Source organism: Salinifilum aidingensis (assembly GCF_054782015.1).
On record NZ_BAAGTH010000006.1, the window covers coordinates 68,378 to 84,731 of the forward strand.

The 16,354-nt window shown below is 70.5% G+C and carries 8 protein-coding genes; 3 read left to right on the forward strand and 5 right to left on the reverse strand.

All coding sequences use genetic code 11. The features are described 5' to 3' along the window. Positions 1–60 precede the first annotated feature (60 nt). Positions 61–3,273, reverse strand: coding sequence for a CHAT domain-containing protein (locus ACYVJE_RS10140; RefSeq protein WP_461144272.1), 3,213 nt, complete (start codon positions 3,271–3,273; stop codon positions 61–63). A 923-nt stretch (positions 3,274–4,196) separates the two neighbouring features. Here ACYVJE_RS10140 and rpoB point away from each other — a divergent pair. From rpoB to ACYVJE_RS10155, 3 genes are all read left to right on the forward strand, one after another. Then, the gene (rpoB, locus tag ACYVJE_RS10145; protein WP_459157397.1) at positions 4,197–7,706 is read left to right on the forward strand and encodes a DNA-directed RNA polymerase subunit beta; all 3,510 of its coding nucleotides are present in this window, start codon (positions 4,197–4,199) and stop codon (positions 7,704–7,706) included. A 106-nt stretch (positions 7,707–7,812) separates the two neighbouring features. Beyond that, the gene (locus ACYVJE_RS10150; RefSeq protein ID WP_461144273.1) at positions 7,813–11,724 is read left to right on the forward strand and encodes a DNA-directed RNA polymerase subunit beta'; all 3,912 of its coding nucleotides are present in this window, start codon (positions 7,813–7,815) and stop codon (positions 11,722–11,724) included. 306 nt (positions 11,725–12,030) lie between these two features. Further along, positions 12,031–13,248, forward strand: a complete 1,218-nt coding sequence (locus tag ACYVJE_RS10155; RefSeq protein WP_461144274.1) for a hypothetical protein — start codon at positions 12,031–12,033, stop codon at positions 13,246–13,248. Between the two features lie 95 nt (positions 13,249–13,343). On the opposite strand, the gene ACYVJE_RS10160 is transcribed toward ACYVJE_RS10155, so the two are convergent. From ACYVJE_RS10160 to ACYVJE_RS10175, 4 genes are all read right to left on the reverse strand, one after another. Beyond that, positions 13,344–14,468: a hypothetical protein gene (locus ACYVJE_RS10160; RefSeq protein WP_461144275.1), complete on the reverse strand. Its 1,125-nt coding sequence runs from the start codon at positions 14,466–14,468 to the stop codon at positions 13,344–13,346. Then, positions 14,465–14,803, reverse strand: a complete 339-nt coding sequence (locus ACYVJE_RS10165; protein WP_461144276.1) for a hypothetical protein — start codon at positions 14,801–14,803, stop codon at positions 14,465–14,467. The genes ACYVJE_RS10160 and ACYVJE_RS10165 overlap by 4 nt, the downstream gene beginning before the upstream one ends. Positions 14,804–14,806: 3 nt before the next feature. Further along, positions 14,807–15,271 (reverse strand): YbaB/EbfC family nucleoid-associated protein, encoded by a 465-nt coding sequence (locus tag ACYVJE_RS10170; protein ID WP_461144277.1) that lies wholly within the window; start codon positions 15,269–15,271, stop codon positions 14,807–14,809. A gap of 205 nt (positions 15,272–15,476) precedes the next feature. Beyond that, entirely contained in the window at positions 15,477–15,959 is a 483-nt protein-coding gene (locus tag ACYVJE_RS10175; RefSeq protein ID WP_459157391.1) for a DUF6319 family protein, read from the reverse strand. Positions 15,960–16,354 lie beyond the last annotated feature (395 nt).

A 16,354-nucleotide genomic window follows, 5' to 3' on the forward strand; every position in this document is an offset into this window, starting at 1 on the left:
GCCTCACGTGCGTGCCAGCCGGTCGCTGATGAGCCGGTTCCGGCCGATGCCGGACCGTCCCTACGGGCCCGCGTGGACGAAGGGCGCCCACTGGCTGGGCGCGTCCGGCTGCTCGTCGCGCAGCCGGCGGGCCGCGTCGTGCAGGGCGTACCCCGCGTGGTCCAGCTCGCCGCCGATGACCTCGCCGTACACGCCCTCCAGCACGGCGCACGCGTTGCGCTCCTCGACCTCCCACAGCGACCCGAGCACGTGCGCGTACCCGGCGAAGCCGAGGACGCCCGGCAGGCACGCGGCGGCCGGGGACGGGGCCTCCGCGGCCGTGGCGCAGTGGCTGAGCACGCACAGCTCGGCGGTGTCCAGCCGCGTCTGCCCGATCTCGACGACGCCGAGCGAGGGGTCCGGTTCGCGGGAGAGCACCGACGCGGCGGCGGGCCGGCTCGGGTACGCCGCGCTCCGCTCGCACACGTGCACCCAGCTGGCGCGCGGCAGCCGGCGCAGCACCTCGCCGGTGGAGACCTCCGCGCCGAGCACCTCGGCCCCGGGGCAGTGCCGCGCGGCGAGCTGGTTGCGCGGCGGCAGCTCGCGCGCGAGGCCGTCCACCGAGCCGGCCGCGACCAGCGCCGAGCCCGCCGCGGGCTGCTGCCCTCCGCGCGGGCGCCGCAACGCGCCCAGCGTCGGCACGTACGAGGACACCACGCACTCCAGCGCGCTCGTGCCGTCCGCCGCGGTCGCCGCGTGCAGCGGCAGGTACGCGGCGGGCCCGTGGGCGCACCACCACACGCGCGGCCAGCGCTTCCCGGCACCGGGGCTGCGGAGGTAGCCCATGCGCTCCAGCACGGGCAGCACCAGGTGGTCCCAGCTCCAGTGCAGGCAGCCGTTCAGCCGCTGCTCGTCCCGGCGCAGGGCCGCGGTGAGCGCGGTGTGCGCCTGCTCGGTGACCGCCTCCGGGGAAGCCCCGGGCAGCGGGAGGGTCACCACCCGCCCGCCGAACACGACCAGCGCATCCGAGCGGTACCGGCTGATGTTCGGCAGCACGATCGCGCCGTAGTCGGCCCCGGCCCGCGCGGCGGCGGTGGCCAGGTCGTCGAACCGGACCGGGCGCAGGTGCCCGCCGTCGACGGTGCGGATGCGCTCGAGCAGCTCGTCCCAGGCACCCGCGCTGCGCGTGCGGTCGTCGACCGGGGCGAGCACCGGTTCGGTGGTGGGCCGGTCGAGCAGGCGGCGCAGCCGCACCGCCTCGTCGGCCAGCTCGGGGCGCTCGCGGTGCAGCGCGCCGAGCTCGCCGCCGGTCGGCAGGAAGTCCGAGAGCACCGCGGTGCGCCCGTGCTCGAGCAGCTCGACCGCGCGGTGCGGCAGGCCTGCCTCGAGCGTGCACGCCACGGCGTCGGCGGTGAGCACGCCCCAGTCCTGCTGCACCGCGGGGGAGGCGACGACCCGCTTGCCGCGCGGCACCAGCGGGAGCAGCTCCACGGCCTGGGCGAACGACTCGGCGGCCTCGGACCAGCGCTGGGCCTCCGCTGCCGCGCGGGCCGCGGCCTCGGCCGCGCGCAGCCGCCGGTCGGCCGGGGCGGTGGGCTGCCCGGCGGCTTCGGTGAGGACCTTGCGCGCCCACCGGTAGTTCCGCCGCCGACCGGAGCGCCGGTGCAGCTCGCGGAGGGCTTCGCCGAGCAGGAGGGCGACGTCGGCGCGCGCGGGCATGCCCTCGGGGAGCCCGCCGAGGCCCTGGGCGAGGCGCTGGATCGCCGCGTCGAGGTCGCGCTCGCTGCGGGTCAGCCGGTAGCGGTGCAGGGAGAGCTCACCGCGCACCGCGGTGTTCTGCGCGGTGAGCGGGCCCGCGCTGCGCTCCTCGGTGGCCGCGTCCTCCGCGAGGTCCGCGGCGACCGCGGCGGCGCGGTCCAGGTCGGCCGTGCCGCCGGCGTGCTCGTGCCGGGCGAGGAGGCTGCGGATGAGCGACAGCCGCACCGGGTCGGCTCCCTCGTCCGCGGCCTGCCGGAGCGCCTCCTCCCCGGCGGTCACGGCGGTGTCCAGCGCGGTTTCGTCGGACTGCTGCGCGTGCTGGCGGCGCAGCAGCGCGCCGTGGAGCGCGAGCACCGCCACCCGGTACGGGTCGTCGCCGCGCATGGCGTGGGCGGCGGAGGCGAGCGGGCGCAGCACCTGCTGCAGGAGCTGCGGCTCGCCGGTGGCGTCGACGTGGTCGAGGGCGCACTCGGCGAGGTGGCGCGCGGCCCTGCCGAGCAGGGGGCTTCCCTCCGGGAGGGCGGCCACCGCCCCGAGGAGTTCCGCGACGGCCGAGTGCAGGTCGGCCACGTCGCCGCTGACGTGGAAGCGCAACCGCAGCGCGCTGGCGAGGTAGCACTGCGCCCGGTGCCGCGCCGGTCCCTCGGGCAGTGCGCTCGCCCCGGTGCGCAGGTGGTGCACGCTCTCGTCGAGCGCGGCGGGGTCGCCGCTGCGCTGGGCGCGCCGGGTGAGCGCGGCGCCGAGGTTGACCTGCAGTTCCGGCGCTTCCTCGTCCGGGGCGCTGCCCGCGGCTTCCCGGAAGGCGTCGATGGACTCCTCGTCGGCCTCGTTGTCGCTGGCCACGCGGGCGTGGGTGCGCAGGCTGGTGGCCAGGCGCACCGCGGCCACGTGCCGGCGCGGGTCGCCGCGCGGGGTCAGCCGGGCGGTCTCGCGCGCGTGGGCGGCGGCCTGCCCGCTCGACTCCGCGCTGCGGGTGCGCCCGGCGTGGTCGACCAGCGCGAGCACCAGGTTGTTGCGGTAGAGCAGCAGGTCCTCGTCGGTTTCCGGGGCCGACGTGACGGCCGAGCGGTAGTAGGCGATCGCGTCTTCCAGGTCGGCGACGTCCGCGCTGGTGACGAAGGTGAGCTGGGCGGCGGTGCCGAGGTTGTTGAGCACCGAGGCGCGTGCGGGGTCGTCCTCGGCGAGCACGCCGGCGGTCGCGCGGAAGACCTCGGTGACCCAGGGCAGCGCGCTGAAGTCCCGGCTGGTGACGACCCGGTTCATCGCCGCGACGGCGTCGGCGTAGCGCTGCTCGGGGGTGCGCTGCGGGTGCTCGCCGGTCGTGGCCACCGGCGGTCGGCCGCGGGGCTGCCCCGGCCCGGGCGAGGCGGTGCTCTCCGCCGCTGGTGGGGTCGGGCCGTCCGGGGGAGCCGGGGCGGGCGGGGGCGTGTCCTCGAGGTGCTCGCGGGAGAACCAACTGGACGCGGAACGCGTCCGGTCGGTGCGGGACCCCTGCCGCTCGCCGGACGAGCTCGCCGATCTGGCGTCGTCGCTCATGAGTCGGTACTCCTGTGCACTGCGGTCACCGGCTGTCTCGCTCCCCCGACTGAAGGACGCGTACACGTTACCGGGATGCGCCTCCTTCGTGGTGCGCTGTGCAACAACCCGCACCGCGCCGCGCCGGCGAGCGCGGGCGTCGTGCCGCGAATGCGGTGGTACGCCGGTGATCCGCACTGACGACCGATCCGCTCGTGGTGACCGATATCACGCAGCGCGGGCGGGAATTCCCGGAACGCGGGAGCCGTTGGACGAGTGCCTTCCGCCGGCGCGCGGGCCGCGGGAGGAGGGCCGCGCTCACCCCGCTTCGAGCGGGCGGACCCGCGAGCCGCCGCGCGGGCGCCGGGTCGTCCGGTGCTCCGCCGGCTGCCCCGGTGGTGTGTTCTTCGGTGTGGGGCACGACACATCTCGTCCGTTCTGCCCGGTTCTCCGTCGCGCCGCCACCGCGCCGCGCCGCGGCGGCGAGGTCGCTCGCGGCGGGCGCCCGCGCCCCCCGCGGCGCTCGGGTGACCAGCTGGTTCATCGTCGCGATCGGGGAGGTGGACCGATCGTGTCGTGCGCCACGAGGGTGATCAAAGCGCCTTCCCTTGACTGTGGGCGGTCGCGGGTTCACTCTGGATCCGAAGCGAGCACCCCCGCCGCTCCTTGCCGGGGGCCTCGACAGCTGCCGTCGTTCCGGCTAGACTGCTACGTTGCGCTGCCCTCTTTCCGCGTGCCCTCGAAGGGGCCCTAGGATCGTGGGCGCCATTGCACCCTTGACAGCCGTGTTAGCGATCAGGCCCTGTGTATCGGTCTCGGTGCATCGGCCTCGATGCCGCACCGTCCCCCGGTGCCGGGCACCGACCGCCGGTGCTGCGCATCGTCGATGCACCGTGCGTCGCTGACGCGGTTGCAGCCAGTTCAGAGTCCCGGAAGGACGCATCTTGGCAGTCTCCCGCGCGACCAAGGTCTCTGCAGCTTCCAACTTCACGTCGGAGATCCCTGGGGCACCCAAGCGGGTCTCGTTCGCGAACATTCACGAGCCGTTGAGCGTGCCGAATCTGCTCGACCTGCAGGTCCAGTCCTTCGAATGGCTCGTCGGCGACGAGACCTGGTTCCAGCGCCGGGTCGACGCCGGCGAGGAGAACCCCCAGGGCGGACTCGAAGAGGTCCTCAACGAGATCTCCCCGGTCGAGGACTTCTCCGGCTCGATGTCGCTGTCCTTCTCCGATCCGCGCTTCGACGAGGTCAAGTCGACCGTCGAGGAGTGCAAGGACAAGGACATGACGTACTCGGCGCCGCTGTTCGTCACCGCCGAGTTCACCAACCACTCCACTGGCGAGATCAAGAGCCAGACGGTCTTCATGGGCGACTTCCCCGTGATGACCGACAAGGGGACCTTCATCATCAACGGCACCGAGCGGGTGGTCGTCTCCCAGCTCGTGCGGTCCCCCGGCGTGTACTTCGACCAGTCGGTGGACAAGTCCACGGACAAGGACATCCACGGCGTCAAGATCATCCCGAGCCGCGGTGCGTGGCTCGAGTTCGACGTGGACAAGCGCGACACCGTCGGTGTCCGCATCGACCGCAAGCGCCGCCAGCCGGTCACCGTGCTGCTGAAGGCGCTGGGGTGGAGCGACGAGGCCATCCGCGAGCGGTTCAGCTTCTCCGAAACGCTGCTGGCGACGCTGGAGAAGGACCACACGGCAGGCCAGGACGAGGCGCTGCTGGACATCTACCGCAAGCTGCGCCCCGGTGAACCGCCGACGAAGGAGAGCGCGCAGACCCTCCTGGAGAACCTCTTCTTCAAGGAGAAGCGCTACGACCTGGCCCGGGTCGGCCGCTACAAGCTCAACAAGAAGATGGGGCTCGACCTTCCCTACCAGACCGGTGTCCTGACGGAGGAGGACCTCGTCACCGCCATCGAGTACCTGGTGCGGCTGCACGCGGGCGAGACCTCGATGCCCGCGCGCGGTGCGGTCGAGGAGGGCTCCGAGGACCCGTCCACCGTCCCGGTCGAGGTGGACGACATCGACCACTTCGGCAACCGCCGGCTGCGCACCGTCGGCGAGCTCATCCAGAACCAGGTGCGCGTGGGGCTCTCGCGGATGGAGCGGGTCGTCCGCGAGCGGATGACCACGCAGGACGTCGAGGCGATCACGCCGCAGACGCTCATCAACATCCGCCCGGTCTCCGCGGCGATCCGGGAGTTCTTCGGGACCTCCCAGCTCTCCCAGTTCATGGACCAGACCAACCCGATCGCGGGGTTGACGCACAAGCGGCGGCTCTCCGCGCTCGGCCCCGGCGGTCTCTCCCGCGAGCGCGCGGGCATGGAGGTCCGCGACGTCCACCCCTCGCACTACGGCCGGATGTGCCCGATCGAGACGCCGGAGGGCCCGAACATCGGCCTCATCGGTTCGCTGGCCACCTTCGGCCGGGTGAACCCGTTCGGCTTCATCGAGTCGCCCTACCGCAAGGTCGTCGAGGGCCGGGTCACCGAGGAGATCGTCTACCTCACCGCCGACGAGGAGGACCGGCACGTCAAGGCGCAGGCCAACGCGCCGATCGACGCCGACGGCAACTTCCTCGAGGAGCGGGTGCTGGGCCGGCGCAAGGGCGGCGAGGTCGAGCTGCTCGCGCCGACCGAGATCGACTACATGGACGTCTCCCCGCGGCAGATGGTCTCGGCCGCCACGGCGATGATCCCGTTCCTCGAGAACGACGACGCCAACCGCGCGCTCATGGGCGCGAACATGCAGCGCCAGGCCGTGCCGCTGCTGAAGTCCGACTCGCCGCTGGTGGGCACGGGCATGGAGCTGCGCGCCGCCTACGACGCCGGTGAGGTCATCCACGCGGAGAAGGCCGGCGTCGTCGAGGAGCTCAGCGCCGACTACATCACCGTGATGGCCGACGACGGCACGCGCCGGACCTACGGGATGTCCAAGTTCAACCGGTCCAACGCCGGCACCTGCTTCAACCAGAAGCCGGTGATCGACGAGGGCGACCGCGTCGAGGACGGGCACATCCTCGCTGACGGCCCGTGCACCGAGCAGGGCGAGATGGCGCTGGGCAAGAACCTGCTCACCGCGATCATGCCCTGGGAGGGGCACAACTACGAGGACGCCATGGTCATCTCCCAGCGCCTCGTGCAGGACGACGACCTCACCTCGGTGCACATCGAGGAGCACGAGGTCGACGCCCGCGACACCAAGCTCGGCGCCGAGGAGATCACCCGGGACATCCCGAACGTCTCCGATGACGTGCTGGCCGACCTCGACGAGCGCGGCATCATCCGGATCGGTGCCGAGGTGCAGGGCGGCGACATCCTCGTCGGCAAGGTCACGCCGAAGGGCGAGACCGAGCTGACCCCGGAGGAGCGGCTGCTGCGCGCGATCTTCGGCGAGAAGGCCCGGGAGGTCCGCGACACCTCGCTGAAGGTGCCGCACGGCGAGACCGGCAAGGTCATCGGCGTCCGCGTGTTCAACCGCGAGGACGAGGACGAGCTGCCCGCGGGCGTGAACCAGCTCGTGCGGGTCTACGTCGCGCAGAAGCGCAAGATCCAGGACGGCGACAAGCTCGCCGGCCGGCACGGCAACAAGGGCGTCATCGGCAAGATCCTGCCGGTCGAGGACATGCCGTTCATGGAGGACGGCACCCCGGTCGACATCGTGCTGAACACGCACGGCGTGCCGCGGCGCATGAACATCGGCCAGGTCCTGGAGAGCCACCTCGGCTGGATCGCCTCGCAGGGCTGGTCCATCGAGGGCGAACCGGACTGGGCGAAGCGGTTGCCGGAGGACCTCTACGACGTGGACCCCGGTACGAACACCGCGAGCCCGGTGTTCGACGGCGCCCGGGAGGAGGAGATCACCGGTCTGCTCGGCTCCACCAAGCCGAACCGCGACGGGCAGCGGCTCGTCGGCGGCGACGGCAAGGCGGCGCTGTTCGACGGCCGCAGCGGGGAGCCGTACCCGCACCCCGTGTCGGTCGGGTACATGTACATGCTCAAGCTGACGCACATGGTGGACGACAAGATCCACGCGCGGTCCACCGGCCCGTACTCGATGATCACGCAGCAGCCGCTGGGCGGTAAGGCCCAGTTCGGCGGCCAGCGCTTCGGTGAGATGGAGTGCTGGGCGATGCAGGCCTACGGCGCCGCCTACACCCTGCAGGAGCTGCTGACGATCAAGTCCGACGACGTGGTCGGCCGGGTGAAGGTCTACGAGGCCGTCGTCAAGGGCGAGAACATCCCCGAACCCGGTATCCCGGAGTCGTTCAAGGTGCTTCTCAAGGAGCTCCAGTCGCTGTGCCTGAACGTCGAGGTGCTCTCCAGCGACGGTGCTGCCATCGAGATGCGCGAGGGCGAGGACGAGGACTTGGAGCGTGCCGCCGCGAACCTCGGCATCAACCTGTCCAAGAACGAGTCGCTGTCTGTCGACGACGTCGCGCACTGACGACCTCGCCGCCGGCCCGCGGTGACGCCGCGGGCCGGCGCCCGACCCAACCTGGCAGGACTGCCGCTGCGGCGGCAGAACTTTCGATCAAGGGAGAAGACCCGACGTGCTGGACGTCAACTTCTTCGACGAACTCCGCATCGGCCTCGCCACGGCCGACGACATCCGCCAGTGGTCGTATGGCGAGGTGAAAAAGCCCGAAACGATCAACTACCGCACGCTCAAGCCGGAGAAGGACGGCTTGTTCTGCGAGAAGATCTTCGGTCCCACCCGCGACTGGGAGTGCTACTGCGGCAAGTACAAGCGGGTCCGCTTCAAGGGCATCATCTGCGAGCGGTGCGGCGTCGAAGTCACGCGCGCCAAGGTGCGGCGTGAGCGGATGGGGCACATCGAGCTGGCCGCCGCCGTGACGCACATCTGGTACTTCAAGGGCGTGCCGAGCCGGCTGGGCTACTTGCTCGACCTGGCCCCGAAGGATCTCGAGAAGATCATCTACTTCGCCTCCTACGTGATCACCTCCGTGAACACGGAGATGCGGCACAACGACCTGCCGACGCTGGAGAGCGAGATCGGCGTCGAGCGCAAGCGCATCGCCGACGACCGGGACTCCGAGCTGGAGCAGCGCGCGCAGAAGCTCGAGAGCGACCTGGCCCAGCTGGAGCAGGAGGGAGCCAAGAGCGACGCCCGCCGCAAGGTCAAGGAGGCCGGCGAGCGGGAGATGAAGCAGATCCGCGAGCGCGCCCAGCGCGAGCTGGACAAGCTCGAGGAGCTGTGGGAGACCTTCACCAAGCTGGAGCCGCGGCAGCTGATCTCGGACGAGACGCTGTTCCGCGAGCTGTACGACCGCTACGGCGAGTACTTCACCGGCGGCATGGGTGCCGAGGCGATCCAGGCGCTGCTGCAGAACTTCGACATCAACGCCGAGGCCGAGGGCCTGCGCGAGACCATCCGCACGGGCAAGGGGCAGAAGAAGCTCCGCGCCCTCAAGCGCCTCAAGGTCGTCGCCGCGTTCCAGAACACCGGCAACGACCCGGCCGGCATGGTGCTCGGCGCGATCCCGGTGATCCCGCCGGACCTGCGCCCGATGGTCCAGCTGGACGGCGGCCGCTTCGCGACCTCCGACCTCAACGACCTGTACCGCCGGGTGATCAACCGGAACAACCGGCTCAAGCGGCTGATCGACCTCGGTGCGCCCGAGATCATCGTCAACAACGAGAAGCGGATGCTGCAGGAGTCCGTGGACGCGCTGTTCGACAACGGCCGCCGCGGGCGCCCGGTCACCGGTCCCGGCAACCGCCCGCTCAAGTCGCTGTCCGACCTGCTCAAGGGCAAGCAGGGCCGGTTCCGGCAGAACCTGCTCGGCAAGCGCGTCGACTACTCCGGTCGTTCGGTCATCGTCGTCGGTCCGCAGCTGAAGCTGCACCAGTGCGGCCTGCCGAAGGAGATGGCGGTCGAGCTGTTCAAGCCGTTCGTCATGAAGCGGTTGGTCGACCTCAACCACGCGCAGAACATCAAGTCCGCCAAGCGGATGGTGGAGCGGCAGCGGCCGCAGGTCTGGGACGTGCTGGAAGAGGTCATCTCCGAGCACCCGGTGCTGCTCAACCGCGCTCCGACGCTGCACCGCCTGGGCATCCAGGCCTTCGAGCCGCAGCTGGTGGAGGGCAAGGCCATCCAGCTGCACCCGCTGGTCTGCGAGGCGTTCAACGCCGACTTCGACGGCGACCAGATGGCCGTGCACCTGCCGCTGTCGGCGGAGGCGCAGGCCGAGGCCCGCGTGCTGATGCTGTCGAGCAACAACATCCTCTCGCCGGCCTCCGGTCGCCCGCTGGCCATGCCGCGGCTCGACATGGTCACCGGCCTGTACCACCTGACCAAGGAGAAGGAAGGCGCCACCGGCGAGGGCAAGGCCTTCTCCTCGGTGGGCGAGGCCATCATGGCCTACGACCGCAAGGAACTGGACCTGCAGGCCAGGACCACCATCCGGCTGCACGACATCGTCCCGCCGCAGGGCGAGGTGCCGGAGGACTGGGAGCCCGGCCAGCCGTGGAGCGCCACGACGACGCTGGGTCGCGTGTGGTTCAACGAGCTGCTGCCGGAGGACTACCCGTACGTCAACGAGCTGCTGCCGAAGAAGAAGCAGGGCGGGATCGTCAACGACCTCGCCGAGCGGTACCCGATGGTGACCGTGTCGCGGACCCTGGACAAGCTCAAGGACGCGGGCTTCTACTGGGCCACTCGCTCCGGTGTCACCATCGCGATCTCCGACGTGGTGGTGCCGCCGAACAAGGAGGAGCTGCTCGACAACTACGAGTCCAAGGCCGACCAGGTGGAGAAGCGGTACCGGCGCGGTGCCCTGTCCCACCAGGAGCGCAACGACGAGCTGGTCAAGGTCTGGAACGCCGCCCGCGATGACGTCGCGGAGGCCATGGAGAACAACTTCCCGGACGACAACTCGATCAGCATGATCGTGAAGTCCGGTGCCGCCGGCAACATGACGCAGGTCGTGCAGCTGGCGGGCATGCGTGGCCTGGTGTCCAACCCGAAGGGCGAGTACATCCCGCGGCCGATCAAGGCGAACTACCGCGAGGGCCTGTCGGTGCTGGAGTACTTCATCTCCAACCACGGTGCTCGCAAGGGTCTCGCCGACACCGCGCTGCGGACCGCCGACTCCGGTTACCTCACCCGGCGCCTGGTGGACGTCTCGCAGGACGTCATCGTCCGGGAGCACGACTGCCACACCGACCGGGGCATCCGGATGCCGATCGCGCAGCGGCAGTACGACGGCACGCTGCTGCGGCACCCGAACGTGGAGACCAGCATCTACGCGCGGACCACGGCCGCGGACATCGCCGACGCCGACGGCAACGTGGTCATCGCCGAGGGCACCGACATCGGCGACCCGGCGATCGAGAAGCTCGTCAACGCCGGCGTCACCGAGGTGAAGATCCGCAGCGTGCTCAGCTGCGAGTCGGAGAACGGCGTCTGCGCGATCTGCTACGGCCGGTCGATGGCCACCGGCAAGCTGGTCGACGTGGGCGAGGCCGTCGGCATCGTCGCGGCGCAGTCCATCGGTGAGCCGGGTACGCAGCTGACGATGCGCACCTTCCACCAGGGCGGTGTCGCCGGTGACGACATCACCACCGGTCTGCCGCGCGTGCAGGAGCTGTTCGAGGCCCGGGTGCCGCGGGGCAAGGCGCCGATCGCCGACGCGCCGGGACGCGTCCGGATCGAGGACAACGAGCGCAGCTGGAAGATCACCATCACGCCGGACGACGGCGGCGAGGAGATCGTCTACGACAAGCTGTCCAAGCGGCAGCGCCTGGCGACGATCTCGGTGGACGGCACCGAGCGGCAGCTGCAGGACGGCGACCACGTCGAGGTCGGCAAGAAGCTGATGGAAGGCGCGGTCGACCCGCACGAGGTGCTGCGCGTGATGGGCCCGCGGGAGGCGCAGCTGCACCTGGTCGACCAGGTGCAGGAGGTGTACCGCTCGCAGGGCGTGGGCATCCACGACAAGCACGTCGAGGTGATCGTCCGGCAGATGCTGCGGCGGGTCATCATCATCGACTCGGGCGCCACCGAGTTCCTCCCCGGTTCGCCGGTGGAGCGCTCGCAGTTCGAGTCGGAGAACCGCCGCGTGGTCTCCGAGGGCGGGGACCCGGCCTCCGGTCGCCCGGTGCTCATGGGCATCACGAAGGCCTCGCTGGCCACCGAGTCGTGGCTGTCGGCGGCCTCCTTCCAGGAGACGACCCGCATCCTCACCAACGCCGCGATCGAGCGGTCCAGTGACAAGCTGGTCGGCCTGAAGGAGAACGTGATCATCGGCAAGTTGATCCCGGCGGGCACGGGCATCAACCGGTACCGCAACATCCAGGTGCAGCCGACGGAGGAGGCCCGGGCCGCGGCCTACGCGATCCCCTCCTACGACGACAGCTACTACACCCCGGACGTGTTCGGTGCCGGCACCGGTGCCGCGGTTCCGCTGGACGACTACGACTTCGGCCGCGACTACCGCTGAGTCCGCGGGCGCGAGTCCGAGCGTCACACCGGCCCCCATCCGCCTCGCGCGGGTGGGGGCCGGTTCGCGTTCGGCGGGGACCGGTGGTGCGCAGTGCGGTCCCGTTGGTCCGGCGCCGCTGGGCCGATCGCGGTCCGGCCGCGCCGCTGGTCCGGCCGCCGCTGGTCCGTGCCGGGTCCCGGTGGCGATTGCTGCCGATGTGGGCGATCCGCCCCGGCGGCGTGCGACCGGGCAGTACCCTCGATCCCTGATCGTGCGAACGTCGGGGTGCATCGCGCAGCGGTGCCCGGTTGTGGAGATCGAGCTATGACTCAGCCTTCGGGGCAGGCGCCGCAGGCCGCGGCAGCGGGGACGGCCGCCATCTCGCCCGTTGCGCGGCGCCCCCGCGCGCTCTACGCGCTGCTGGCCTTGTTCGCGGTGGACATGGCGCTGAACACGGCGGCCGTGGTGATCAGCGTGCCCGGGGAGTACTGGGACACCGTGCTGCTCGTCGGCGCCGGGGTGATCGCGGTCGCGCGCCTCGCTGCCTTCACCGGCCTGTGGCGGGGCAACGGCAGCGCCCGGGAACTGCTCGTGGTCGGGCAGACGTTTCTCGCCGGGGCGCTCGCCCTGGTCGCGTTCATCTTCTACTCGGGATTTCTGCACTCCGGCTCCGCCTTCGTCCTCGGACTGCGCAGCGCGGCGGTCGTGTGCATGCTCCTCGGAAGCTTGCTGGCGCTCTCGGGGGTCGTCCGCGAGTGGTGCTCGCACGGGCGGTTCCGGGTGATCCGCCGTCCCGGGCAGGGCGCGCCGGCGACGGAGGAGGATCCCGACGGGGGAACCGGCCTGGGGGAGTGGACCGGTGTCGTCGGCTGGGGCTGGGCCGCCGACGTCCCGATCGTCCGGATCGGTGGGTTCGACTCGGAACCGTTCGTGGAGGCCAAAGCCCGCAGGTGCCGCACACTCGTCTGGGGGACGTACCAGGGGTTCCCGGCGATGGTGGCGCAGATGCGGTTCATCAAGCGCGTCCCGAGCGGGACGGCGGGGCCGGACATGCGGACGGTGCACGAGGCGAAGCACTACGACGTGGTGTGCGCGGTGCTGGAGACGGACACCGCGCTGCCCGAGCTCACCGTGCGGCAGCGGAAGGACGCGACCGGGGTGGTGGCGGACGTGCTGAAGGGGGACAACGCGCGCGCCGCGCTCCAGCGGAGCAACGTGAGCCTGCCGGAACACCGGGCGGGTGGCCTGTTCTCCGCCCGTTCCAGCAGCGAGGAGTTCGCCCGGCAGCTGGTCACCCCGGAGCTGATGGAGGCCGTGGCGCCCGCTCCGGGGATGGACGTGTTCCGGTTCAACTTCCGGTTCACCGGGAACAAGGTCGTGGTCTGGTCGATGATGACCGCTGACATGCGCCCGGAGTCCATCAAGCAGCAGCTCGGCCGTGCCCACGACTTGTACCGGCGGGCGGCCCCGCTCGCGCGGACCGCGCCCGCGTCGAAACCGGCCTTCGCCCCGCTGCAGGAGCTCACCGAGCAGTTGCGGTAGTCGCGCGCCGGCCCGTTCAGCGCGGCCTCGGCCTATCGGTCCCTGCGATGGCCGAGGCCGCGGGAGACAGGTGGTGCGGAACCTCTGCGTGCCGCTCAGACGTCCAGCTGTCCTTCGATCGTCTCGTTCGACGGGACGTCGCTGAAACCGCCCTTGTCCGCCTGCTGTTCGAGGTCGTCGGCGGCCTTGTCCATGGCGTTGCCGTAGTGTCCGGCGGCCTTGCTCGCGCCGCTGCTGAGCGTTTGCGCGTCGACGGTGGGTTTGTTTATTCCTGTGTTCGTGCCTTCGTTCCCCTGCTGCGCTTCGCGCATCAGGTTGTCGTGGTGTTCCCCCGGGGCTCTGTCGTACTCGTACTTTTTCTTGGCCGTGTCGGCTGAGCTCTTGAGGTCTTTCAGGTCGTCGCTGTGCTCCTTGGCGGAGCCGCCATCCCCGTCCTTCCCCTCCTTGATGTCGTTCATGGCATCGGCCACGCGGGTCGTGTCGATCGCCGCCTTGATCAGGGTGATGGCGTTGACGACCAGGTCGAGGATGTCGACGATCTGTTTGACTTTTTTCGTCGCTTTGGTGGTTGCGACGCTGGCTTCGACGGCGGTCGCGGCGCTGGCCGCGCCGTAGGATGAGCCGAATGTTACGGGAGCTGACGCTGATGCCGAAACCCACGTCATGATCAGCCAGGTGACGAAGTCCGCGATGATGCCTCGAACAACGCCTTCAGCGGCCTCCGCCAGCGTCGAACTTATCTGCAGGAGCTCGGAAACGTTGTGCGCCTGTTTTCCGGTGTTTTCGACGCCCGCGGCGAATGCGGCCAGTTTCGTGCGCGCTGCGTCGGCGGCCTCGCCGTTCCAGTCTTTGAGTCCGCTCTCGGCCTTGTCGATTATTTCCTGCGACAGGTCGCTGAGCTTGTCCTTGACCTCGCCGAAATCCTCGCTTCCCTTTTGCAGGGACTCCTTGTCGCCGCTGACCAGCTGCAGGGCTTCCTCGAGGGGCTGGATCCACTCGAGGAGGAAGCCGAGGCCTTTGTTGATGAGCCAGCTGGCGGGGTTGCTCGCGAAGCTCAGGGCCTCCGAGGCGAGCCCTTCGACGCTTTGCTTGATTCCGGACAGGTCGACTTCGTCGCCTTCAGTGGCCTTCTGGAATTGGTCCCACTGCTTCTTTACGGGAAGGGAATCTTTGGCGCTGTCGTCGAGCATGCCCTCTTGGGTGAGATCTTTGTCGATCATGCCTTGCCGCCCATTGTGAACTTGTCCTCGACCTGCTGGATGGCGTCCTGGTGGGCCCTGTCGACCTCGTCGTAGTCCTTGGCGGTTTCGGTGAGCTTGTCCCCGATGTCCGCGATCCCCTGCTTGATCTGGTCGAGGTGGTCGTCGACCTGCTGCAGCAGGTCGTCGTAATCGCTCTTCACGAAGAGGCCGACCACGCCCCAGGCGGTGTCGGCGACCTCGGCCTCGGAGCTCTTGTCCTTGATGGTCCCGGCCTTGTCCTCCAGCCCCTTGATCTCCTGGCCGGTGTTGTCGATCGCCTCGGTGGGCGCGTTGAAGCCGTTGCCCTTGCCCATCGGTCACCTCCGCCCGTAGAACGTGCCGTCCTCGAAGCCGTCGTCGTCCTCGTCCTCGTCCGGGGCCGGGCGGGGGCGTTCCGCCTCGCCGGGGTCGATGCGCACGCCGAGCATCTCCTCCTGGGTCTGCCGCACCCGTTCGGCGACGTCGCCCTCCGGGGCGAACTCCTGCACGATGCCGGCTTGCTCCCGCGCGGCCTGCGCCACGGCCTGGCGCAGCGTGCTCATCACGGTGCTCGACAGCTGGATGGGCGAGAGCTTGGTGGCGTCCTTGGTGAACTCGATGTTCGTCACCGAGCCGCCGGGCCCGGCGGTGACCGTGACGGCCTTGTCCGCGGAGGTCACCTTGGCCTCGATGGCGCTGATCTGCTCGCGCATCCGGTCGGCGTCGGCCAACCGCTGCTCCGCCTGGTCGCCCATCTCGCGCAGGCGGTCCAGCTTCCGCTGGAGGTCTTCGATGTCCGGCACGTCCTCTCCCGTTGGTCGTGGTGGCCTGCTGCTGGGACGGAAGTATCGACGATCAGGTTCCGCGATGGGGGCGAAATGCGTGAATCGGGGTGCCGAACGCGAAAACGCCGCCCGGTGCGCGACCGGACGGCGTCCTCGGCGACCCCGGTGACGACATCGCTGCCGGGGAGGTGGGGTTTCTCGGGAGGTGCGGCTGCCGGGGAGGTCAGCCCTCGAGGTCGGCCAGCTGCCGGCGGACCCGCTCGACCTCGGCCTCCAGCTCGGCCAGTTTCGCCTCGTGCTGCTCGCGGGCCTGCTGCAGCACGTTTTCGATCGTGTCGGAGATGTCCTCGTGCAGCTCCTTGGCCGCCTTCGACACGGCGGCGGCGGGGACCTGGATGCCCTGCACGACGCGCTTGCCGCCGTGCATGAGCTCGGCCTGCCACTCGCCTTCGGCCGTGCCGGTCACGGTCAGCGTCAGCTCGACGGTCCGGGTCTTGCGGGCGGTGCTCTTGGTGCGCTTCTTCTTCGACTGGGTGCTTTCGCCGCTGTTCTCGTCGCTCGTCGCGGTGCCCGCGTCGCCCTCCGGGGTCGCGGCCCGTTCGGCGCTCCGGTCCTGCGCCTGCTCTTCGGCCGCCTGCGCCGGGGCCTGCTCGGTCGTCTCGGCGTTCGCGGCGGAAGCGGCCTGCGGGTCCTGCTCCTCGGTCACGATGTCACTCCTTCGGCTGGTCGGACTCGGTCGTGCGTGTGATGCGCGCCCTGCTCGCGAACGGTCCCGCTCGCGAACTCCCGGGGAAGGGGCGGCCGCAACAGCACACCCCACGATAGAACAGGAGTTCGCCGCGGGGAGGTGGTGCGGCGGGCCCGCGGGTGGGCAGCGCGGTGGTCGCGGGCGGTGGGCAGCGCCGGAGACGGGGTCACCGGCACGCCACTCGTCCGCTCCCGAGCCAGCCCGCGCGGACGCGGCGGCCGCCGCACGGCCCCGGGCGCCCGGCACCCTGGACACGTTCCGGCGAGATCGCATGCGGCACCATTGCAGACAGCCGCGCGCGCCACGTAAACCGCCAGCGAACATCACGGTGACACGGGACGGAGATGCCCACC